The 19,948-nt window shown below is 63.5% G+C and carries 21 protein-coding genes; 11 read left to right on the top strand and 10 right to left on the bottom strand.

Annotated elements, in window-relative coordinates; genetic code table 11:
* The first annotated feature begins 57 nt into the window (after window positions 1-57).
* The 4 genes from B6V74_RS00110 to B6V74_RS00095 are packed head-to-tail and all read left to right on the top strand — an operon-like array spanning window position 58 to window position 2,695.
* Window positions 58-1,383, top strand: a complete 1,326-nt coding sequence (locus tag B6V74_RS00110) for a TIGR00366 family protein (protein ID WP_088721614.1) — start codon at window positions 58-60, stop codon at window positions 1,381-1,383.
* A complete protein-coding gene (locus B6V74_RS00105; protein ID WP_088721613.1) occupies window positions 1,383-1,688 on the top strand; it encodes a YciI family protein in 306 nt (101 codons plus the stop codon). The genes B6V74_RS00110 and B6V74_RS00105 overlap by 1 nt, the downstream gene beginning before the upstream one ends.
* A complete protein-coding gene (gene catC / locus B6V74_RS00100; protein WP_088721612.1) occupies window positions 1,689-1,979 on the top strand; it encodes a muconolactone Delta-isomerase in 291 nt (96 codons plus the stop codon).
* Window positions 1,976-2,695 carry an SDR family oxidoreductase gene (locus B6V74_RS00095; protein WP_088721611.1) on the top strand — a complete coding sequence of 240 codons (720 nt, stop codon included), beginning with the start codon at window positions 1,976-1,978 and terminating at the stop codon, window positions 2,693-2,695. The genes catC and B6V74_RS00095 overlap by 4 nt, the downstream gene beginning before the upstream one ends.
* Before the next feature lie 77 nt (window positions 2,696-2,772).
* On the opposite strand, the gene pcaD is transcribed toward B6V74_RS00095, so the two are convergent.
* Together pcaD and B6V74_RS00085 are read right to left on the bottom strand one after the other, a co-directional pair.
* Window positions 2,773-3,552 (bottom strand): 3-oxoadipate enol-lactonase, encoded by a 780-nt coding sequence (pcaD, locus tag B6V74_RS00090; protein WP_088721610.1) that lies wholly within the window; start codon window positions 3,550-3,552, stop codon window positions 2,773-2,775.
* Window positions 3,549-4,457 carry a LysR family transcriptional regulator gene (locus B6V74_RS00085; RefSeq protein ID WP_088721609.1) on the bottom strand — a complete coding sequence of 303 codons (909 nt, stop codon included), beginning with the start codon at window positions 4,455-4,457 and terminating at the stop codon, window positions 3,549-3,551. The genes pcaD and B6V74_RS00085 overlap by 4 nt, the downstream gene beginning before the upstream one ends.
* A gap of 409 nt (window positions 4,458-4,866) precedes the next feature.
* Here B6V74_RS00085 and B6V74_RS00080 point away from each other — a divergent pair, with 409 nt between their 5' ends.
* The 5 genes from B6V74_RS00080 to B6V74_RS00060 all read left to right on the top strand — a co-directional run bounded on the left by B6V74_RS00080 (window position 4,867) and on the right by B6V74_RS00060 (window position 9,409).
* Window positions 4,867-6,039, top strand: coding sequence for an ABC transporter substrate-binding protein (locus B6V74_RS00080; RefSeq protein ID WP_088721608.1), 1,173 nt, complete (start codon window positions 4,867-4,869; stop codon window positions 6,037-6,039).
* A 74-nt stretch (window positions 6,040-6,113) separates the two neighbouring features.
* Entirely contained in the window at window positions 6,114-6,983 is an 870-nt protein-coding gene (locus B6V74_RS00075; protein WP_088721607.1) for a branched-chain amino acid ABC transporter permease, read from the top strand.
* A gap of 3 nt (window positions 6,984-6,986) precedes the next feature.
* The gene (locus B6V74_RS00070) at window positions 6,987-7,988 is read left to right on the top strand and encodes a branched-chain amino acid ABC transporter permease (protein WP_088721606.1); all 1,002 of its coding nucleotides are present in this window, start codon (window positions 6,987-6,989) and stop codon (window positions 7,986-7,988) included.
* The gene (locus B6V74_RS00065; RefSeq protein WP_088721605.1) at window positions 7,981-8,724 is read left to right on the top strand and encodes an ABC transporter ATP-binding protein; all 744 of its coding nucleotides are present in this window, start codon (window positions 7,981-7,983) and stop codon (window positions 8,722-8,724) included. The genes B6V74_RS00070 and B6V74_RS00065 overlap by 8 nt, the downstream gene beginning before the upstream one ends.
* On the top strand, window positions 8,717-9,409 hold the full coding sequence (locus B6V74_RS00060; RefSeq protein ID WP_088721604.1) for an ABC transporter ATP-binding protein: 693 nt from the start codon (window positions 8,717-8,719) through the stop codon (window positions 9,407-9,409). The genes B6V74_RS00065 and B6V74_RS00060 overlap by 8 nt, the downstream gene beginning before the upstream one ends.
* Here the strand turns inward: B6V74_RS00060 and B6V74_RS00055 are convergent, their stop codons facing one another.
* The 5 genes from B6V74_RS00055 to B6V74_RS00035 are packed head-to-tail and all read right to left on the bottom strand — an operon-like array spanning window position 9,410 to window position 14,113.
* Window positions 9,410-10,459 carry a LysR substrate-binding domain-containing protein gene (locus B6V74_RS00055; RefSeq protein ID WP_240497019.1) on the bottom strand — a complete coding sequence of 350 codons (1,050 nt, stop codon included), beginning with the start codon at window positions 10,457-10,459 and terminating at the stop codon, window positions 9,410-9,412. It lies immediately after the preceding gene.
* Window positions 10,437-11,225 (bottom strand): benzoate diol dehydrogenase BenD, encoded by a 789-nt coding sequence (gene benD, locus B6V74_RS00050; RefSeq protein WP_088721603.1) that lies wholly within the window; start codon window positions 11,223-11,225, stop codon window positions 10,437-10,439. Before benD ends, B6V74_RS00055 begins: the two co-directional genes overlap by 23 nt.
* Window positions 11,222-12,253, bottom strand: a complete 1,032-nt coding sequence (gene benC / locus B6V74_RS00045) for a benzoate 1,2-dioxygenase electron transfer component BenC (RefSeq protein WP_088721602.1) — start codon at window positions 12,251-12,253, stop codon at window positions 11,222-11,224. Before benC ends, benD begins: the two co-directional genes overlap by 4 nt.
* A 10-nt stretch (window positions 12,254-12,263) precedes the next feature.
* Entirely contained in the window at window positions 12,264-12,764 is a 501-nt protein-coding gene (gene benB / locus B6V74_RS00040) for a benzoate 1,2-dioxygenase small subunit (protein ID WP_088721601.1), read from the bottom strand.
* Window positions 12,761-14,113, bottom strand: a complete 1,353-nt coding sequence (locus B6V74_RS00035; protein ID WP_088721600.1) for a Rieske 2Fe-2S domain-containing protein — start codon at window positions 14,111-14,113, stop codon at window positions 12,761-12,763. The genes benB and B6V74_RS00035 overlap by 4 nt, the downstream gene beginning before the upstream one ends.
* Before the next feature lie 284 nt (window positions 14,114-14,397).
* Between B6V74_RS00035 and B6V74_RS00030 the strand changes: the two genes are divergently transcribed.
* Together B6V74_RS00030 and B6V74_RS00025 are read left to right on the top strand one after the other, a co-directional pair.
* Window positions 14,398-15,345, top strand: coding sequence for a LysR family transcriptional regulator (locus tag B6V74_RS00030; RefSeq protein ID WP_088721599.1), 948 nt, complete (start codon window positions 14,398-14,400; stop codon window positions 15,343-15,345).
* A 172-nt stretch (window positions 15,346-15,517) separates the two neighbouring features.
* Window positions 15,518-16,405: a LysR family transcriptional regulator gene (locus B6V74_RS00025; RefSeq protein ID WP_088721598.1), complete on the top strand. Its 888-nt coding sequence runs from the start codon at window positions 15,518-15,520 to the stop codon at window positions 16,403-16,405.
* A 27-nt stretch (window positions 16,406-16,432) separates the two neighbouring features.
* Here B6V74_RS00025 and B6V74_RS00020 read toward each other — a convergent pair whose 3' ends face one another.
* From B6V74_RS00020 to B6V74_RS00010, 3 genes are all read right to left on the bottom strand, one after another.
* Complete coding sequence (locus tag B6V74_RS00020) at window positions 16,433-17,068, bottom strand: glutathione S-transferase family protein (RefSeq protein WP_088721597.1); 636 nt, start codon at window positions 17,066-17,068, stop codon at window positions 16,433-16,435.
* 4 nt (window positions 17,069-17,072) lie between these two features.
* Window positions 17,073-18,254, bottom strand: coding sequence for a muconate/chloromuconate family cycloisomerase (locus tag B6V74_RS00015; RefSeq protein WP_088721596.1), 1,182 nt, complete (start codon window positions 18,252-18,254; stop codon window positions 17,073-17,075).
* 88 nt (window positions 18,255-18,342) lie between these two features.
* Window positions 18,343-19,212: a dioxygenase gene (locus B6V74_RS00010; protein WP_088721595.1), complete on the bottom strand. Its 870-nt coding sequence runs from the start codon at window positions 19,210-19,212 to the stop codon at window positions 18,343-18,345.
* Between the last annotated feature and the right edge of the window lie 736 nt (window positions 19,213-19,948).

The following is a 19,948-nucleotide window of genomic DNA, read 5'->3' as shown; positions in this document are numbered from 1 at the left end:
GATGATTTGCAAATCATATCAGAAGGCGGGCGGAGGGGCCCGCCAAGGGAGACGCATATGAACTCGATAGCCAACTTTTTCACGCGGATCGTGAACCGCTACATGCCCGACCCGCTGGTCGTGGCAATCATTCTCACGGCGCTGACGGTGATTTTCGCGATGATTGCGCAGGACACCGGCTTCTTGGAAGCCTCGCAATACTGGGGCGACGGCTTCTGGAACTTGTTGTCCTTCACGATGCAGATGACGATCATCTTGCTGGCGGGCTACATCCTCGCGCGCACGCCGCTGGTCGATAAATTGATGAACAAGGTCGTGGGCGGCATCCATTCACCGCGCGCCGCGATCATCGTCGCCACGCTGTGCGGCGGTGTCGGCAGCTGGTTGAACTGGGGCTTCGGTCTCGTGCTGGGCACGCTGATCGCGCAAAAGCTCGGCCGTCAGGTGAAGGGGCTGCACTATCCGCTGGTGATCGCGGCCGCCTATTCGGGCTTCGCTGTCTACGGGGTCGGCCTTTCGGGTTCGGTGCCGCTTCTGATCAACACGCCCGGCCATTTCATGGAGGATGTGATCGGTCTGGTGCCGCTCGGTGAGACGATCTTCTCGCCCTACCTGATCATCATGAACCTGATCCTGCTGGTGACGCTGCCGCTGTTCAACGCGATGCTGCATCCCAAGCGCCCCGAGGACGTGGTCGAGGCACCGCCCGAACCCGAAGCGCCGCGCGCGACGGTCGAGACGTCCGAGCCCACCGTTGCGGACCGGCTCAACAATTCGCGCATCCTCGGCGTGGGCATGGGCCTCTTCGGGCTGCTTTACGTGGCGATGTATCTGATCAATGGCGGCAGCGTGACGCTGAACTTCGTGAACTCGCTGTTCCTGTTCCTCGGCATCACTCTTTTCGTCACTCCCAACCGCTTCCTTGCGGCGCTGCAGGACGGCATCAAGGTCGTGAGCGGCATCATCATCCAGTATCCGTTCTACGCAGGTATCCTCGCGATCCTCTCGGGATCGGGGCTGATCGTGACGCTGGCCAACTGGTTCGTGTCGATCTCGAGTGCGGGCACCCTGCCGATCTCGTCCTTCCTGTCGGCTGCACTGATCAACCTCTTCGTGCCGTCGGGCGGGGGCCAGTGGGTCATTCAGGGCCCGGTAATGATGGAAGCCGCGCGTCAGCTTGGCGCTTCGGTGCCCGCCACCGCGCTCGCGGTGCAGATCGGCGACCAGTGGACCAACATGGTGCAACCCTTCTGGCTGCTGCCGGCGATGGCGATCTCGGGCCTGAAGCTGAAGGACCTGATGGGCTACATGGTGGTGATCACCTTCTATCTCGGGATCGTCTTCCTCGCGACGGTGACGATCTGGGGCATGGTGGGCGCCTGATGCCCTGGATGGTCGAAACCTATGACAAGCCCGACCACGGCGCGCTTCGGCTGCGCATGCGGGCCGAGCATCTCGACTACCTCGAGGCCAACAGCAAGACGCTGTTGGCCTGCGGGGCCAAGATCGGAGACGACGGGGAGGGCGCGAGCGGCGGCCTCTACCTGCTCGATGTCGAAAGCCGCGCCGAGGCACAGGCCTTCATCGAGGCTGATCCCTTCTTCAAGGGCGACCTCTTCGAGCGCGTATTCATCACGCGCTGGCGCAAGGCCTATCTCGATGGCCGCAATACACTCAACGAGGACTGAATGCTCTATCATGTGAAGATGACGGTGAACCTGCCCGCCGATATGAACCCGCAGGAGGCCGCCGAGATCAAGGCCCGCGAAAAGGCCTATTCGCAGGATCTTCAGCAGCAGGGCATCTGGCGTCACATCTGGCGCATCGCGGGGCGCTACGAGAATGTCTCGATCTTCGATTGCCGCGATCATGCGCATCTGCACGAGGTGCTGATGGGGCTCCCGCTCTATACGTGGATGGAGATGGAGATCATGCCGCTCTGCCGTCACCCTTCCTCGGTGCGCGGAGACGACACATGAGCGGCTATGACAGGCGCGCGGCGCTGATCACCGGCGGGGCGGGCGGCATCGGTCGCGCGATCACCGCGCGGCTCAAGGCCGACGGGTTTCGCACGATCGTGCTGGATAAAGCGCCGGCTGATCCGACAATCGCGGACCGCAGCCACGAAGTGGATCTGACGGATGCCGCAGAGACGTCCGCGATCTGCGCGACCCTCGCGCGGGAGGAGGAGATTACCTGCCTCGTGAACAATGTGGGCATCGTTATGCCCGCACCGCTCGAAGAGGTCGGGCTCGACGATTTCGACCGGATGATGCACCTCAACCTGCGGCCTTCGCTCATCTGCGCGCAATCCCTACTTCCGGGCATGAAAGCGAAGGGCGGCGGACGGATCGTCATGAACACGAGCCGCGTGACGAAGGGCAAAGAGCTTCGCACGCTTTACTCTGCAACCAAGGGCGCCGCGCAGGCGATGGCGCGGACTTGGGCGCTCGAGCTGGGTCAGCACGGCATCACGGTGAACTGCGTGGCTCCCGGTCCGATCGGCACCGAGGCGTTCTGGCGCAACAACCCGCCCGACGCTCCGGCGACCAAAGAGATCATCGATAATGTCCCGGTCCGCCGCGTCGGCACGGGCGAAGATGTCGCCAATGCAGTCTCGTTCTTCGCGGCGCCAGAGGCGAGCTTCGTCACTGGGCAGACGCTGTTCGTATGTGGCGGCGTCACGGTCGGCTGAAACCGCGCCCCGCCTCGAATTGAAACGGGCCGCTCCGATGGGGCGGCCCGTTTCGTAGGGATCGGACGGTGACGGGATCAGGCGGCGATGTGGGCGCGCAGCAGCTCGACGAAACGGGCGGGTTGCTCGACGCAGGGCAGGTGCCCCGCGGCGTCGATCTCGACGAAACGCGACCCCGGGATTTTCTCGGCGGTCGCGCGGACCAGATCCGGCGGGGTGGAGGCGTCCTGCGCCCCGGCGATGACCAGCGTGGGCTGGGCGATCCGGGCGAGATCATCGGTGTAATCCGCGTCGCGGATCGCGGCGCAGACCTGCGCATAACCCGCGTCGGGCGTGCGCTCGAGCATCGCGCGCCACATCGCGAAATCTTCGGTCGTCTCGTAGCCCGGCGCGAACCAGCGCGCGAGGATCGCGTCCGAGATCGAGGCGATGCCGTTCGCGTGCACGGCGTCGATCCGCGGGTTCCATATGTCCGGCGTGCCGATCTTGGCGGCGGTGTCGGCGAGCACGAGCTTGCGCATCGCTTGCGGGTGGCGCAGCGCGAGGCGCTGCATGATCAGCCCGCCCACCGACAGCCCGATGCCAATGAAGGCGGTGATGCCGTAGTGGTCGAGAAGCGTCTCGACATCGCCAGCCATCGTCTCGATGTCGAGCGTATCAGCCGCGATGCTGAGGCCGTGGCCGCGCTTGTCTTGCCGCAGGATGCCCCATTCGGTCGGCAACAGCTGCACGACCCGGTCCCAGACCCGCAGATCGGTGCCGAGCGAGTTGGCGAAAACCAGCGTCGGCGCGCCCGGTGCGGGAGCGCGGTATCCATGGTAGATGCCCCGGATCGCGGTAAAAGTCTCAAGCGTCATGATAGGTCCTCGAAGTTCAGATCATCCAGACAGGCCAGCAGCAGGTCGAGTGCGGGGTTCTCCCGCTCCGCCTGATGGACCAGCGAGATATTCGCCGTGACCTCCTGATCGGCCAGCGGCCGGTAGGTCACGTCAGGAATATGCACGTTGCGGATCGCCTCGGGCACGATCGCCACGCCCAGCCGGGCGGCGACGAGGCTCGCGATGGAGGCGAATTGAGGCGAGCGCTGCACGATGTTGGGGCTGATGCCCGCTTTGGCGCAGGCGCGATACATAGCCGCCGAAAAGCCGCTCGTCGGACGCAGATGCGTGGCGATGAACGCCTCGTCGCGCAGATCGCGCAGATCGACCGCGGCGTCGCTTTCGGCAAGCCTGTGATCGGTGGGCAGGGCGATCCAGAGCCTTTCGTGGCACAATGTCCGCGTCACGAGATTGTCGGGCATCTCGGGAAAGGGGAGGCGGATGATCCCGGCATCGAGATTGCCCGCCGAGACTTCGGGGATCTGCCGGTCGAGATCCATCAGCGTAAGTTGCAGCTGGGTCTCGGGCGCGTTGCTGCGAAAGCCGCGCACCAGCTTCGTCAGCACGCCATTATAGGCTGCGGCCCCGATATAGCCCAGCCGGAGCTCCCCGATCATCCCCTTGCCGACCCGCAGCGCCACATCCTGAGCGCGCTGCGCATGGCGCACGACGGCGCGCGCTTCGGGCAGGAGCCGTTCACCTGCTGGCGCAAGCGACACCTTGCGGCGGTTGCGCTCGAACAGAAGCGTTCCGATCTGGTCTTCCATTTGTTTGAGCAATACGGTGAGTTGCGGTTGCGAAATCCCCATGCGCTCTGCTGCGCGCCCGAAATGCAGTTCATCGGCAAGGGCCACGAGCAGCTCGTAATGTCGCAGATTTAACATATGTATTACTGGGCCTCTTTGATCCAAATTTATTATAAGTGGGCGTAGGCTGCAACGCTAGCGATATTTTCTGCAGCTGTGCTCGGGCCGCTTCGGTCGACCCGTGCCCTCACATGGCAAAATCGCATCGATGCCCGGATTTGCGGGCGTCTGATGCTGCAGGGTTGCGGTGATTTCGCCTATCTGATGCGCGTTCCACAGCGCCCCGCTTCCAAGAACAAGTATCAGCTCTTACCAAGCGCGTCATGGCTTGCCGGTCGCGAAACCGGCAATCTGACCCTCACGGAAACGTGGAACGGTCCGCCGGGAGGAAGCCGCAACAGCGGTCGGTGGCAGACAGGGCGCCCAGCACGGCTTGGCGATCTGACTGACTGCCGAGATGTAGGCCGGATCGAAAGGGAGGATCATTATGAAACATATCGTCATGGCGGCCGCAGGGCTCGCCACAGGCTTCGCTTTGCCCGCTGTCGCGGAGGACATCAAGGTCGGCCTCATGCTACCCTATTCGGGCACCTACGCGTCGCTCGGCAATGAGATCGAGGCGGGCTTCCGTCTCGGGCTTGAAACCTATGGCGGGGCGTCCGGGGCGACTTTCGAGGTCTTGACCGAAGACACTGAAGCCAAACCGCCGGTCGCGCTCGGAAAGGCGAAAAAGCTGATCCTGCAGGACAAGGTTGATGTGCTCTCCGGTATCGTAAGTTCGGGGGTGCTGGGGGCCATGCGCGACCTGATCGACGGGTCAAAAGTGCCGTTGATCGTCGCCAATGCAGGCAATGACGAAGCGACCGGCGAAGCCTGTTCCCCGTGGATTACCCGTCTGTCCTTCTCGAATGCGCAAGTGAACCGGCCGATGGGGACCTGGCTGCACGATCAGGGCGTGAAAAAGGTCTACACGCTGGCACCGGACTATGCCGCCGGTCACCAGATGATCGACGCCTTCGCCGCGAGCTTCACCGAGGCCGGTGGCGAAATCGTTGGCCAGCAATACACCCCGTTCGGCAAGACGCAGGATTTCGGCCCCTACCTCGCGAAGGCGCAATCCAGCGGCGCGGAAGCGGTCTATGTGTTCTACGCTGGCGGCGAAGCGATTTCCTTCGTCAAGCAATATGACAGCTTCGGTCTAAAAGCCGATCTGCCGCTTTACGGCGCGGGCTTCCTGACATCGCCGCTTTACGTCAACGCCGAAGGTCCGGCGGCGGAAGGTGTTACAGCCGCGCTGCATTACGTGCCGACCATCGAGAACGAGGCCAACGCGGCCTTCACCTCGGCTTTCAAGGCGAAAACCGGGCACCTGCCTTCGGAATTCGCCGTGCAGGGCTACGATTCCGCGCGGGCATTGGTCGAGGCGGTGAAATCCGGCGCGAGCGACCGGGCGTCGCTGGGCGCGGCACTGCGCAAGGTCAGCTTTGAGGGGCCACGGGGGATGTTGTCGATCGATCCCGCCACGAACAACCTCGTTCAGCCGATCTACGTGTATCAGACGGTCGCAGGCCCTGACGGGCTCACCCAGAACGTTCTGGCAGAGCTTCCTGCATCCGCTGATCCCGCGAATGGCTGCGATCTGGCGCAGGTCTCGAACTGATTTGTCCTGAGTTGATCTGAACCCGTCGCGCCTGCCGGACCCGGCTCGGGCAGGCGCATCTGAGGAGCCACCCAATGACAACCGACCTTGGTTTCTGGATGCTGCAAGCACTCAACGCGTTGCAACTTTCCATGCTGCTTTTCCTGCTCTCTATCGGCCTGACCGTGATCTTCGGCCTGATGCATTTCGTCAACCTCGCCCATGGATCGCTCTATGCCCTCGGTGCCTATGTCGGCGCGGCTGCGGCGGCCGTGGGGGGCTTCTGGATCGGCCTGTTCGTGGCGCCAGTTGCCGTGGCGGGGATGGGCGTGCTGCTTTATTCCGGACTGATCAAGCGGATGCGCCGCTCCGGTCCGATGGCGCAGGTTCTGGTGACCTTCGGCCTCATCTTCGTGCTACTGGATCTGACGCGGATCGTCTGGGGCGATTTGCCGATGGCCATCGAAAAGCCGGGGTTTCTGGACGGGCGGGTGATGCTTCTGGGCATCGAATACCCGACCTATCGGCTGTTCGTGATCGTGCTGGGGTTCGTGATCTTCGCCGGGCTCGCATGGGTGCTGGCGCGGACACAGGTGGGCGCGATGATCCGTGCGGGCGTCGACAATGACGCCATGGCGGCCTGCCTCGGGATCAACGTGGAGCGCCTTTTCTTCACCGTCTTCTGCGTGGGATGCGCGCTGGCGGGGCTGGCGGGCGTCGTCGCCGCGCCATTGCTGAGCGTGACGCCGGATATGGGGCTGCAGATCCTGATCCCGACGCTGATCGTGATCGTCATAGGAGGCCTCGGGTCACTGAGAGGCGCGATCGCGGGGTCGCTGATCTACGGCTTCGTCCAGACCTTCGGCGCGGTGCTTGCGCCGCAACTCGCCTCCGTTCTCATCTACGCCCTGCTGGCTGCGGTCCTCGTGATCCGTCCGATGGGCCTGTTCCCGGCGAAAGGATAAGAGATGTTCCGACACACGCCATTGCGCTATACCGTTCTGGCGCTGCTTGCGGCCGGCGCGCTGTTCCAGGCGATCACGGCGGGCTATTTCGGCCTCGAAGTCCTGATCGAGATCCTCATTCTCGCCATGCTGGTGCTGGCTCTGGACATGGTGGCGGGCTTTGGCGGCATGGTGTCGCTGTGCCATGGTGCGCTGATGGGGGTGGGGGCCTATGCCTTCGCGACCTCCGCCGGGGTGCTTGGCCTTACGCCGGTGGTGTCGCTGGTCGGCGCCATCGCCCTTACCGGCGCCATCGCCTGGGTCATCGGCGCGGTCTGTGCGCGCAGCCATGGCATATATTTCATCATGGCCACGCTGGCCTTCGGACAGATGGCCTATTCCTACATCTTCCAGACCCCGTTCTTCGGCGGTGATGACGGCATGGGCGGTATCGAGCGGCTGGACCTGTCGGCCTTCGGGATCGATCTGACGGACAGCCGGAGCTTCGCGCTGTTCTGCCTCGCCGTTCTGGGGCTCGTCTACCTCGCCTGCGTCGGCATCCTGCGTTCGGGTCTGGGGCGGTCACTGACCGGGGTCATGCACAGCGAACAGCGGATGCGCGCGTTGGGGCTTACGGTCTGGCGGGTGAAGGCGGATGTCTTTGGCCTTTCGGGGATGATCGCGGGCTTGGCCGGAGCGCTCTCTGCCATGAACGTCATGTATATCTCTCCCGGCCTGCTGGATTGGACCGTCTCGGGCGAGGCGCTGGTGGTGGTGATCCTCGGCGGCCTCGGCACATTGGTCGGGCCGATGATCGGCGCGGTGGCTCTCGTGGTGCTGAAACATGAACTCAGCGCCGTCACACCTTACTGGCATCTGGTCGTCGGCCTGCTGCTGATCGGCGTCGTGATGAGCCGCGCCAACGGCATCTTCGGCTGGATCGAAGCGCAGATCGGGGCGCGGTTCGACAAACGTCTCAACGATGTCACGCGCCCAACGACCACGGAGGAACCCCGCGATGCTTGAGACCCGTAATCTCGACAAATCCTTTGGCGCTGTTCACGTCACGCGTGACGTGTCGTTCAAGCTGGAAAAAGGCGAACGGCGCGTGATCCTCGGACCGAACGGCGCTGGCAAGACGACGCTTTTCAACCTGCTGGCCGGCGAACTTGCGCCCGATAGCGGTGCCGTGGTTCTGGCCGGAGAGGATGTCGCGGCGCTGCCGGTGGCCCGCCGGGCGCGGCGCGGCCTCTCGCGCAGCTATCAGAAGAACACGCTGTTCGACGGGCTGTCGGTGGCGGAAAATCTCGGGCTCGCCGCCAGCATCCACACCGGCTTCGGCACCCGTCTCTGGGGAGACAGCCTTGCGCGCCCCGAAGTGCGCGAGATCGTCGAGGAGGTCGCGGCGCAGGTGAACCTGCAGGCCTACCTCAACGCCCGCGTCTCCGAGGTCAGCTATGGCGTCCGCCGCCAGCTCGAGGTCGGCGTCGCGCTCGCCACCCGGCCGCGTGTGTTGCTGATGGACGAGCCGACCAGCGGCGTCGGCCCGGAAATGGCAGGGGCGTTCCATGCCCTGCTGGCGGGCCTGCCGCGCGATCTGACCCTCCTGATCATCGAACACGACATGGACCTCGCCTTCGAGGTCGCAGACAGCATCACGGTGCTGAACTACGGCGAAGTGGTCTTCGACGGTGCACCGGAGGCCGCACGCGGTTCCGATCTGCTGAAGGAAATCTATCTGGGGAGCTGGGAAAATGCTTGAACTGGCAGCGGTGAATTCAGGCTACGGCGAAACGCAGGTGCTGCATGGCATGACCCTGACCGCAGCCGCCGGACGGGTTCTCGCGATCCTCGGGCGCAATGGCGCGGGCAAGTCGACGACGCTGAAGACGATCATGGGGCTTCTGTCCCGCACCGCTGGGGAGATCCGGTTCGAGGGCAAGCCCATCGACCGCCACCCCTACGAGATCGCCAAGCGCGGTATCGCCTATGTGCCGGAAACACGGGATATTTTTGCCTCGCTCACCGTGCGCGAGAACCTCGAACTGACGGCGAAACGCTTTGGCGGCGGCGACTGGACGATGGAGCGGGTCCTGGATCTGTTCCCCCGGCTGGGCGAGCGGATGGCCAATGGCGGGATGCAGCTGTCGGGTGGCGAGCAGCAGATGCTGGCGATTGCGCGCGCGCTTCTGATGAACCCCCGCCTGCTGATCCTTGACGAGCCGACCGAGGGGCTCGCGCCGATCATCGTGCAGCTGATTCATGACAAGCTGCAGGAACTCAGGGCCGAGGGCCTGTCGATGATCATCGTCGAGCAGAATTTCGGTTTCGCGACCTCGCTGGCCGACGATGTGGTGGTCGTCGGCAAGGGGCAGATCGTGTGGAACGGCAGCGCCGCGGAGATCCGTGCCGACAGCGACACCCAGCACCGTTGGCTGGGCGTCTGATCAGGCCGCGCTGAGATGGATCGCCTGTCTGCGTGCCGTTTGCTGCGCGATCCGGAGCAGGTTCTGCACCGGCGCGCCGCGTTCATCCAGCCGGAAGTTCAGCGCCAGCGTGCTGGTGCCGAGCCCCGGGCGGACCTCGCAGAAGCGCACGCCGTTGCGCGGCTGGCTGCCAACGGAGGCGGGCACGATGCAGATGCCCTCGCCGATTGCGACAAGGCTCAGTGCGGTGTGGGTGTCCATCGTCCAGACCTGTCGGCTGGTGTCGATGCCCTGTGCGGCGCAGGCGTCGAGCACCGTGTCGGCATAGCTTGGGCGGGGAAATTCCGGGTAGAGCACATGGGTCGCATTGGGCAGCGCGGTGAGGTCGACGATCCCGGTGCCGCCGACGCTGAAGCTTTCGGGGATGGCTGCGATCAGCGGCTCTTCCAGCAGCTTGCGTGTCGCGATCTCGGAATCCTCCAATGCGGGCCGGGTAAATGCCGCGTCGAGTTCACGCGCGACAAGTGCTTGATGCAGCTGCGCATTGTTCATCGGAAAGAGGCTGAGATCGACCGCAGGAAATTCCGCGCGGAAGGTTTTGACGACCGCCGGGACGATCCCGAAGGTGGCCGAGCCGACGAAGCCGATGCGCAGCCGTCCCTGGGCGCCCTGACCGAGCCGCCGGACCTCGGTTCGCGCGTCGTCGAGTTGCCTGAGAATGCTGCGCGCATGCTCCAGCAGGCGTTCGCCCGCGGGCGTCAGGCGCGTCGCGCTGCGGCTGCGGTCGAACAGCAGCGCACCGATTTCGTCTTCCAGCGCCTTGATCTGCCGGCTCAGCGGCGGTTGCGCGATATTCAGGCGATCTGCGGCACGGCCGAAATGCAGTTCTTCAGCGACGGCGATGAAATAGGTCAGGTGCTTGAGGCGCATCGAATTGGCCCTTTCCACGAGAAAGAGGGAGCGGTTTGGCGGTTCGCCAAAAAGTCCGTTTACGGGCCGCAGATCCTCATCCGCGGCCCCAGTGCCATCGGAAGCGAAGCCGGTGGTTTCACCCGGTGTCGCCGCCGGCAACGACCAGCGTGCTGCCGGTGATGTAGGAGGCTTCCCGAGAAGCCAGAAACAGGATTGGGGCGACCTGTTCATCGAGCGTGCCATAGCGCCCCATCATCGTGGACGCGGTGACCTGCTCGACCGCTTCGGCCATCCATGTCTTTTCGGCCTCGCTGTCACCCTCCGCATTGCGCGGAACGCGCCGAGGCGGCGCCGATGTGCCGCCGGGGGCAGAGGCCACCACGCGGATATTCTCGCCCGCAAGCTCCATCGCGAGCGATGCCGTCATCGCGTTCACGCCCCCTTTGGCGGCCGAATAGGGCACCCGGTGGATGCCGCGCGTAGCGTTGGACGACACGTTGACGATCACACCGCCGCCCCGCTTGCGCAGGTGCGGGATCGCCGCGTGGCAGGACCAGAGCGTCGGCATCAGCGAGCGTCGTATTTCCGCCTCGATCTGATCGGGTTCGAATTCCGCATAGGGGCGCATGCGGATCGCCCCGCCGACGCCGGTCACGAGAATGTCGATCCCGCCGAAGGCCTCTATCGCGGCGGCCATGACAGCCTCCGCACCCTCGTAGGTTTCGAGATCCGCAATCGCCGCGCGGGCGCGCCCGGGCCCCTTTGCATCGATCTCCGATGCCATCTCGGTTGCGAATTCGGCGCGGTCGGCCAGAAGCACGTCGGCCCCTTCGGCGCAGGCGCGGGCGGCGACGCCAAGGCCGATGCCTTGGGCCGCGCCCGTTACCACCATTACCTGACCCTTGAAGCGTTCGGAAAAGATCATGCCGCCGCCTCGGTCTGGGCCTCGGCTGGCGCGAACTTTTCGTAATGGAAGCTTGCCGGGGTCAGGTTCTTGTCCCGGAAGAAGACGCGCACGGCCTCGACCATCGGCGGCGGGCCGCAGAGATAGACGTCGATATCGCCCTCGTTGAGCTGGGCGTCTGTCAGGTGATGAGTGACGTATCCTTTCAGCGGATGCTGGCTGCCCTCGTCGGCGACGCAGCAGGCCATCGTCAGGTTCGGCAGCTGCGCGGCCAGTGTATCGAGCCGGTCCATCTCGACAAGGTCCTCATCGGTCGTCACCCCGTAGACGAGATGCATCGGTTGCGCGGTCTGGCCGGTCGCGACGAGCACCTCCAGCATCGACAGGATCGGGGCCAACCCCGTGCCGCCAGCGAGCAGCAGCACGGGGCGTTTCACCTCGCGCAGGAAGAAGCTCCCATAGGGACCGGTGAAGCGCATTGTCTCGCCCAACTCGACGGTCTCGGTCAGGTGGCGGCTCATCGCTCCGCCGGGCACGTTGCGGATGAGGAAGGTTGCCTCCGCCGCGCCTGGTGCCGAGCTGAACGAATAGGACCGCGTTCCCCCTTCCGGCAGGCCGAGGTTCACGTATTGGCCCGGCAAGAAATCGAGCGCCGCCGGATCGGGCAGCGTCAGACCGAGCCGGATGGTCGTGTCCGACAGCCGGTCCAGCGTCGTGACCTCGGCGAAAAATTCCGCCGGGGTCAGTTTGCACGTGGAGGAGGGCACCGGGACGGTGACCACGCAGTCGCCGCTCGGGACCATCTGGCAGGAGAGCACGTAGCCCTCCTGCGCTTCTTCCTCGGAGAGCGCCTCTTCGAGGTAATCGTCGCCGAGGTCGAAGGCACCCTGCGCGCAGTGGCACTTGCAGGTGCCGCACACCCCGTCCGAGCAGTCCACCGGAAGGTTCACCTTCTGCCGGTAGGCCGCGTCCATCACGGTTTCCATCGGGTTGACCTGGATGACGCGCGTGACGCCATCCTCGAAGTTCAATGCTACGCGATAACTCATGATGCCTCCCTCAGACGTGGTAAACGTCGATGACTTGGTGGATGTAGTCGTCCTTCAGGATCACCGTTTTCGCGGTGATCCGGGGCGCGTCTCCGGACAGGTCGATGGTATAGAAAGAGGTGCCGAAGAAAGTCGTCGTCTTCTTGTAGCGATGGCTCAGAGTGTGCCAGTTGAACCGCAGGTCGACCTCTGATCCGCGCCGCGCGAGGATCTCGACATTCGAGATCATGTGGTTCGTGCGGGGTTCGGGCATCGTCGCCCCGGAGCGTTCGGTCTTGATCCGGAAAACGCGGTCTTCAAGCCCCGCGCGATCCGGGTAGTAGATCAGCGATACCTGGCTTTGCGGGTCTTCGACAAGCTGGTCGTCATCGTCCCAAGTCGGCATCCAGAAGCTCGCTTCGGGGGCATAGCATTCCAGCCACGCATCCCATTCGCGGTCGTCCAGAAGACGCGCCTCGCGGTAGAGGAACTGGGTGATTGCAGTCAGATCGGATGTGATGGGCGCGTTCATGCCAGTTCCTCCTCGCGGGTGTCGGCCTGTTCGGCATCGAGCGCCCTGAGCAGGGTCTCGGCCCAGAATTCATGCTGGCGGACGAACAGCCCTTCGTCTTCGGCGCGCTCGGCGCTGAGGAGCGGGTTCATGCCCATCGCCTTGGCGTTCTCGTCCGGCCCGTCGAGCCAGCGGGTCGCACCGCGGCTCAGGTCGTTCCAGACGCCATCAGCGGCGGCATAGGCTTCCTGGCAGGCGCGGAACTCTTCCAGATCGTCAGGCGTGCCCATGCCGGAGACGTTGAAGAAATCCTCGTATTGGCGCAGGCGCAGCGCGCGCTCCTCGGCGGGTTCCCCGACGGGCGCAAAGCAGAAGATCGTGATCTCGGTCTTGTCGACGGAGACCGGGCGCACCACCCGAATCTGCGTTGAAAACTGGTCCATCAGATAGACATTCGGATAGAGGCCGAGATTGCGGGTCTGGCCCACGATAAAGCCAGTCTTTTCCTTGCCGAGCCGTGCCTCGATCTCTTCCTTGTGGTTCCAGACGGGTCGCACCTCTGGGTTCAGCGTCTGGGTCCAGAGCAGGATGTGCCCATGTTCGAACCCATAGACGCCACCCACGGATTTCGACCAGCCATTCGCGTCGACCGCTTTGGTGCCTTCTTCCTTGCGGTGGCCCATCGTGGCGGAATAGTTCCAGTGGACCGAGCTGACGTGATACCCGTCCGCCCCGTTTTCCATCTGAAGTTTCCAGTTGCCGTCGAAAGTATAGCTGGAATTGCCGCGCAGCACCTCGAGCCCGTTCGGCGCCTGATCGACGATCTGGTCGATGATGACCTTGGTCTCGCCGAGATAGTCCTCGAGCTCCGGGACATCCGCGTTCAGGGAGCCGAAGATGAACCCTTTGTAGCTACCGAATTTTGCGACCTTCTTCAGATTGTGCGAGCCGTTCTTGTTGAAGCCCTCGGGATAAGCGCCGGTCTTGCCGTCCTTCACTTTGAGGAGCTTGCCGGCGTTGTTGAAGGTCCATCCGTGGAACTGGCAGGTGAAGCTTGCCTTGTTGCCGTGCTTGCGTCGGCAGAGCGTCGCGCCGCGATGGGCGCAGGCGTTTACCACAGCGTGCAATTCGCCTTCCTTGTCCCGGGTGATGATGATCGGCACCCGCCCGATCCAGGTGGTGAAATAGTCGTTATCGTTCGGGATCTGGCTTTCGTGGGCAAGATAGACCCAGTTGCCTTCGAAGATGTGTTTCATCTCCAGTTCGAACATCTCCGCGTCGGTGAAGATGTCGCGGCGGCAACGGTGAATATGGGTCTGCGGGTCTTCGATGACGGCATTCGCGATGCGCGCTCTCAGGTCGTTGGTCATGGTCTTTCCTCCGGTCTGGCGGATCCCGATCTGACGGGATCACGGCTGGACTCGATGGCCGGTCAATCATGTTGCGGACGACAGGGTGCAGGATATCGTTTCCCGGCATAGCGCCGAGCGCAGGCGACTTGCTGTCACCTCGATACGATTTCGGTATCGCCTGATACCTCCCTGCCGGCAGCGTCCTCCTCTACCCGGCTCAATCAAGCTTGGGCTAAGGTGACAAAAAGATGTCGCTTTGACCAAGATTAAGTTGGTCTGCTTCTATACACGGGAGGTATAGTATGGAGATGAAACAGCTGCGTTACTTCGTAGCGGTTGCGCGGGAGAGAAATTTCTCGCGCGCGGCGGAAGCGTTGAATATGGCTCAGCCACCGCTGAGCCGACAAATCCAGATGCTGGAAGCCGAGATGGGGGCTGAACTGATCGACAGATCGGTGCGCCCGTTGAAGCTGACATCGCCAGGCCGTCTATTTCTCAAGCAGGCCGAGCAAATCCTCGACCATGCGGAGGCGACCAAGACGATGATGCGGCGCGCGATCACTTCGTCCAAACGCAGCGTGGTGTTCGGGTTCGTCGCCTCGACGATGTATGGACGCTTTCCGGCCTTGATCCGTGCCTTTCGCAAACGGGCGCTGGATGTCGAATTGCAGCTATTGGAAATGAGCAGTCTTGAGCAGATCAATGCTTTGAAAGAGGGTCGGATCGACGCGGGTTTCGGGACCCAGAGGTTCGACGATCCGGCGATCCGGCGTGTGCTGCTGCGCGAAGAGCGGATGATCGTGGCGATGCCGATCGCCCATCCAATGGCAGGGTCGGACGAACCGTTACCATTGTCGCGCATCGCGGAGGAGCCCCAGATTCTTTATCCCAGCAAGCCGCGTCCCAGCTATGCCGATCAGGTTCTGACCGTATTTCACGATCACGGTCTGACCCCCTCCATCGCTCACGAAGCGCGGGAATTGCACATAGCCATGGGCCTCGTCGCGGCCGAGGAAGGGATCGCTGTCGTCCCGAAATCTCTCGAACGGCTGCGTATGGACGGGATCTGTTACCGCGCAATCGAGGAAACCGCGACGTCGCCAATATTCATGAGCGTTCGGCAAGGGGACATGTCCCGCCCGATCTGCGAAATGAAGGATGTCATCTGCGACATGTATCCGAGATGGGGCTACGCGGTTCCCGAGGGATTGCGGGATTCGACAGCGGATGAGGCTGATGGAAGGGGATAAGCGAGCAGTTCCAGGCGATGTCGCGTCTATAGGTCTTCCAAAGACGCGTCGCAGAGAGGACAGGCTCGCGCGCTAAGTCCCCCTTCAACCGTGGCATCACCCAATACCTTTTCCAAGAGTGAGTCGATCGCCGTTATGCCCTATATGGTATGAATCGGGAGAAAGCGTCGGAATGGACTTCAAACGGCTCAAATATTTCCTCGCGGTGGCCGAGGAATTGCATTTCGGACGCGCGGCGAACCGGCTCGATATCGCGCAGCCGCCGCTGTCGCGTCAGATCGCGGCGCTGGAGGCCGAGCTGGAGGTGCGGCTATTCGACCGTTCGCGCAGCCAGATCCGGCTGACGCAGGCGGGTGAGGTGTTGCAGGATCACGCGCGGCAATTGCTCGAACGGCTGGATGCGGCCTATCGTGAGACGAAGATGGTCGGCTCCGGTTCAGGCGGGCGACTGCGGATCGCCTTTGTTGGCTCGGCCTCGCACGGCGTGCTGCCGACGCTGATCAAATCCTACCGCTCCTTCTTCCCGGAGGTTGAGCTGCAGCTCTCGGCGATGAATAATGCCGAACTGCACACCGCGCTTGTGAGCCGCGAGATCGACATTGCGGTGGCGCGACCGTTGCTCGACGACGAGGAATTCCGGCACGAGCCGCTCTGCACCGAGCCGTTGATCCTCGCGCTGCCCGACAATTCCGACCTCGGCAACCGGGCCGAGATCCAGTTCGCCGACCTCGCCGATAAGACCTTCGTGCTCTATCCGCGCAAGCCCCGGCCCAGCTATGCCGACGTCGTGCTCGATATCTGTGCGCGCGAAGGGTTCAAGCCGAAGGCAGTTGATCTGGCGCAGGACTTCCAGTCCGCGATCAGCCTCGTGTCGGTCGGCGTCGGGATCGCGGTGGTGCCGGAATCGGTGTCGCGCACACAACGCCCGGGCGTAATCTTCCGGCCCTACAAGGGCTTCAATCCGGGGACCGGGTTGACGGTCCATGCGCGGCTCGACAACCGCGCGCCGCAGGTGATGCACTTCCTGGAAGTCACCCGGAAATTCGCGCGTAGACAGTAGGTCGCGGTTGGAATTTCAGGGGTTTGATTAGGTCGGGCGCGGATCGTCGCGAAAGGTGGTGGCCTGCACCGACCGGCGTTCGGTAAAGCGCGCGTGCCAGTCCGCCAGCGCCGGGCACCCCTCGCGCCAGCCCTCGTCATCGAAGCGGAAATCGAGGTAGCACAGCGCGACGCCGATGCTGAGATGACCGATGTCGAAGGGGCGCTCGGTCAGTCGGGGAGCGTGGTCTTCCAGCCAGTCGGCAACCCGGTGCATCTTGGTGCGATAGACGTCGAGCATCTGCTCTGACCGCTGTTCTTCGGGCCGCATCTTCAACTCCACCAGCCACGGCAGTGCGATATCCAACAGGCCCGTTCCCAGCGCCTCGTCGCGCTCGGCCTCCAGCCGCGCGGCGGGATCGGCGGGGAAAAGCTGCGGGCCGTCCGCGCTTTCCAGATCTGCCCATTCGCAGACCACATGGCTGTCGAACAGCACGCGGCCGTCCTCCAGCTCCAAAGTAGGGATCTTGGACAGCGGGTTGATCGCCATCAGCCCCTCATGCGGGATCATCGGATCGGCATGGGTGCGCACGGTCTCGACCTTATCGGCGAGACCTTTCTCATGCAGTGCGACCATCGCTTTGCGGACGTAAGGCGAGCGCGGGGACCAGTGCAGAATCAGCATCGGTTCAGCCCTTCCGCGCGACGGAGGCCAGCACGTCCTCGTTCACCGTGATCCCGAGGCCGGGACCGGTCGGGCAATGGACATGGAAGTCGGCGAAGCGGATCTCGCCGCCGGTCAGGTCCGTCTTCAGGATTTTCGGGCCGAAATGCTCGCAGCCCCATTCGAGCCGGGGTAGGGTCGAGAACACCGCCAGATGCGCTGCAGCCCCGATGCCGCTCTCTATCAGGCAGCCGCCATACAGCTCCATCCCGCAGGCCTGTGCGATCCCGGCGGCGCGCTTGATTTCGTTCAGACCGCCCGATTTCACCAGCTTGAGTGAATAGACCGAGCCGGCCGCGGCGATACCGTTCGCGACGATCTCGGGTCCGGTGAAGGCGGCCTCATCCACCATGACCGGGATCGCGGCGCGGGCGGCGACGCGCGCGGTCGCGGCGATCAGTCCGGGGCGCAGCGGCTGTTCGATCAGCGACACGCCCATCTCGGCCAGCTTCGGCAGGTAGCGGATTGCCACGGCCTCGGTCCAGCCCTGATTGACGTCGACGATGATCTCGGTGGCTTTGCCCTCCAGCGCCGAGACGATCTTGCACAGGCGGATCATGTCCTGATCGGGCGTGTTGAAGCCCAGCTTGATCTTGAAGCGGCGATGCTCGCGCGCGTCGAACTTGCGAATGGCTTCCTCTATCTCCTGATCGGCATCGCCCGAGGCCAGCGCCCAGATCACTTCGATCCTGTCGCGCACGGCACCGCCTAACAGGACCGCGACCGGCAGGTCGAGCGAGTGCCCGGCGGCATCGTGAAGCGCGGCGTCGACGGCGGCGCGCGCGGCATTGTTGCGGCTCGCGGCCCTGGCCATCTTGGCGGCATTCAGCTCGAAATCGAGCGCATTCGCACCCACTAGCGCCGGGGCCAGGTAAGTGTCGATATTGGCTTTCACCGCCTCGACGCTTTCCTCGGCCCAGCGAGGGCCGCCCAGCGTCGACGCCTCGCCCCAACCGACCGATCCATCGGCCAGCTCGGCGCGCACGATCACATAGGACTGGAAGTTGATTTCCGTGTTGGACAGCTTGTGACGCCGGGTCGTCGGGCAATCGACGATCATCGTCTCGATCTTCGCGATCTGGCGACCCGCATAGGCGCCCGCGCCCTGAAAATGATCTGCGAGTTTCGCAACGCCGGGCGTGGTCATCGGCTCTGTCCTTCGAAATATGTCATTGGTCTTCTGGAATGCCCCGGCGCCGCAGGTGCGGCACCGGGAAATCTTCAGGTCGCAGGGTTCATTCCGCGGCCATCGCCTGAGCCTGATTGCCCAGCGTGAAGTCGAAGCGTAGAACCAGATCGGTGTCCGAGCCTGCCGGCGCCTTCTCGAATTTGCCGATCAGGTCCTCTTTCACGGCGAAGACCGAGTCATTGTCGAGATAGTCGCTCTCGGCGTCGTAGATCTGCGAGATCAGCGGACGGTAGCCCTCGCGCGTGACCATCATGTGGATATGGCCCGGGCGCATGCAGTGGTGCCCCATGTAGCGGATGAGCTCGCCCGCGGTTTCGTCGCCGGGGATCGGGTAGGGCACGGGGCGGATCGCGACGAAGGCGTAGTGCCCGTTCTCGTCGCTCTCGAAGCGGCCGCGCAGGTTGTATTCGGGCTGATCGGGATCGTGGTTCTCGTAAAGACCATTCGGCGCGTCTTCCCAGACGTCGATGATCGCACCGGGGACCGGGTTACCCTTGTTGTCGCGGATATAGCCCTCGACATAGACGGTTTCCTGACCCTCGAAGTTCTTCTGAATGGTCGAGGCACCTTTCGGCATCACCGGCGCGTTCTCGCGGAAAAACGGCCCAAGCACGGTCGAGACCGTCTCGTTGCCCGAGATCGGGTTCGAGAGCATGTCGACCAGCACTTCCACGCCGAGGATGTCGCCCAGCAGGATGAATTCCTGACGCTTGTCCGAGCACAGCGCGCCGGCGCGGCCCAGATAGTCGCAGGCATAGAGGAATTCTTCATGGGTCAGGCTCACGTCTTTGCAAAAGCCGTGCAGATGCTTGATCAGGCTTTCCATGATCTGGCGCTGGCGCGGCGCGAGCGTGGCGTGCTGCCCCAGCGAGTCGATGACCACGTCGGTCACGTTATCAACGGTTACGTTGCGCATAATTCTCCTCCTCGGATGCGGTGGGCGGCCCTCCTCCGGGCGGCGCCTTCAATTCGATAGGAAGAGATTTGCATGGCGAATGCGGTGTCGACCAGACGGGTGGACGGTATCCTGTGATACCTAAAAGGTTCCGTGTGTGAAAATTTCATACCTAAAACACCCGGCCGCAGCAGCGCGCGCTCGGGCCGTATGAACCGCGCCACATCGCGTGCGCTCTCAGGATCGACGAGATGCCCGTCGGCTAGAAGGTGGGAAAAACTGGTGGCGTTGCCTCCGTGCTTTCTTCTTCCATCGTCAAGCCGTCCCCGGGTGCTGCGGTCCCCGAGGCTGCCCCGCGCGCCGGCTTTGTAAGTGTGCTTGCGCGGCCGCATAGTCGTCGGCCGCGTTGAGCAGCAGGCGGGTGGTGTCGGAGCGGATTAGGTTTCCCGTTAGACAGCCTTCCCGCCACTGGGACGACCTTAGTGCTCTCGGCCGTGATGCGATTTAGAAGGGTGCCGACGGGCAATTCATGGGCGGCCGCGCGGTAAGGCGAACGCATCACCTCCGAGACCGTGCAGGACCACGCTCGCACGGGCAGGGCGCGCGGTCGGTCCTGCGCCGCGCACAAGGAGTTCGCCGCCGACCACCAGGCCTGCAAGGCCAATAGTCGCCAAAATAAGGGAGTTCATTCTCTTGGGTCCTGTTGCGCCAATTCCATGGGGAGGGGAGCGTCTTCGGGTTGGTCCGCATCCAATTC

The organism is Thioclava sp. F42-5, assembly GCF_002213195.1.
GTDB classification, from domain to species: domain Bacteria; phylum Pseudomonadota; class Alphaproteobacteria; order Rhodobacterales; family Rhodobacteraceae; genus Thioclava; species Thioclava nitratireducens.
Note: the sequence above shows the minus strand (reverse complement) of the source record. Positions and strands in the feature narration are given on the sequence as shown.

Excerpts from the sequence above, each read along its gene's own strand:
- benC (WP_088721602.1), bottom strand. The coding sequence starts at position 12,253 with ATGAGTTATCGCGTAGCATTGAACTTCGAGGATGGCGTCACGCGCGTC.
- B6V74_RS00095 (WP_088721611.1), top strand. The coding sequence starts at position 1,976 with ATGAGCGGCTATGACAGGCGCGCGGCGCTGATCACCGGCGGGGCGGGC.
- B6V74_RS00025 (WP_088721598.1), top strand. The coding sequence starts at position 15,518 with ATGGACTTCAAACGGCTCAAATATTTCCTCGCGGTGGCCGAGGAATTG.
- B6V74_RS00030 (WP_088721599.1), top strand. The coding sequence starts at position 14,398 with ATGGAGATGAAACAGCTGCGTTACTTCGTAGCGGTTGCGCGGGAGAGA.
- benD (WP_088721603.1), bottom strand. The coding sequence starts at position 11,225 with ATGATCTTTTCCGAACGCTTCAAGGGTCAGGTAATGGTGGTAACGGGC.
- pcaD (WP_088721610.1), bottom strand. The coding sequence starts at position 3,552 with ATGACGCTTGAGACTTTTACCGCGATCCGGGGCATCTACCATGGATAC.
- catC (WP_088721612.1), top strand. The coding sequence starts at position 1,689 with ATGCTCTATCATGTGAAGATGACGGTGAACCTGCCCGCCGATATGAAC.
- B6V74_RS00110 (WP_088721614.1), top strand. The coding sequence starts at position 58 with ATGAACTCGATAGCCAACTTTTTCACGCGGATCGTGAACCGCTACATG.
- B6V74_RS00070 (WP_088721606.1), top strand. The coding sequence starts at position 6,987 with ATGTTCCGACACACGCCATTGCGCTATACCGTTCTGGCGCTGCTTGCG.
- B6V74_RS00035 (WP_088721600.1), bottom strand. The coding sequence starts at position 14,113 with ATGACCAACGACCTGAGAGCGCGCATCGCGAATGCCGTCATCGAAGAC.
- B6V74_RS00020 (WP_088721597.1), bottom strand. The coding sequence starts at position 17,068 with ATGCTGATTCTGCACTGGTCCCCGCGCTCGCCTTACGTCCGCAAAGCG.
- B6V74_RS00015 (WP_088721596.1), bottom strand. The coding sequence starts at position 18,254 with ATGACCACGCCCGGCGTTGCGAAACTCGCAGATCATTTTCAGGGCGCG.
- benB (WP_088721601.1), bottom strand. The coding sequence starts at position 12,764 with ATGAACGCGCCCATCACATCCGATCTGACTGCAATCACCCAGTTCCTC.
- B6V74_RS00105 (WP_088721613.1), top strand. The coding sequence starts at position 1,383 with ATGCCCTGGATGGTCGAAACCTATGACAAGCCCGACCACGGCGCGCTT.
- B6V74_RS00080 (WP_088721608.1), top strand. The coding sequence starts at position 4,867 with ATGAAACATATCGTCATGGCGGCCGCAGGGCTCGCCACAGGCTTCGCT.
- B6V74_RS00065 (WP_088721605.1), top strand. The coding sequence starts at position 7,981 with ATGCTTGAGACCCGTAATCTCGACAAATCCTTTGGCGCTGTTCACGTC.
- B6V74_RS00075 (WP_088721607.1), top strand. The coding sequence starts at position 6,114 with ATGACAACCGACCTTGGTTTCTGGATGCTGCAAGCACTCAACGCGTTG.
- B6V74_RS00010 (WP_088721595.1), bottom strand. The coding sequence starts at position 19,212 with ATGCGCAACGTAACCGTTGATAACGTGACCGACGTGGTCATCGACTCG.
- B6V74_RS00060 (WP_088721604.1), top strand. The coding sequence starts at position 8,717 with ATGCTTGAACTGGCAGCGGTGAATTCAGGCTACGGCGAAACGCAGGTG.
- B6V74_RS00085 (WP_088721609.1), bottom strand. The coding sequence starts at position 4,457 with ATGTTAAATCTGCGACATTACGAGCTGCTCGTGGCCCTTGCCGATGAA.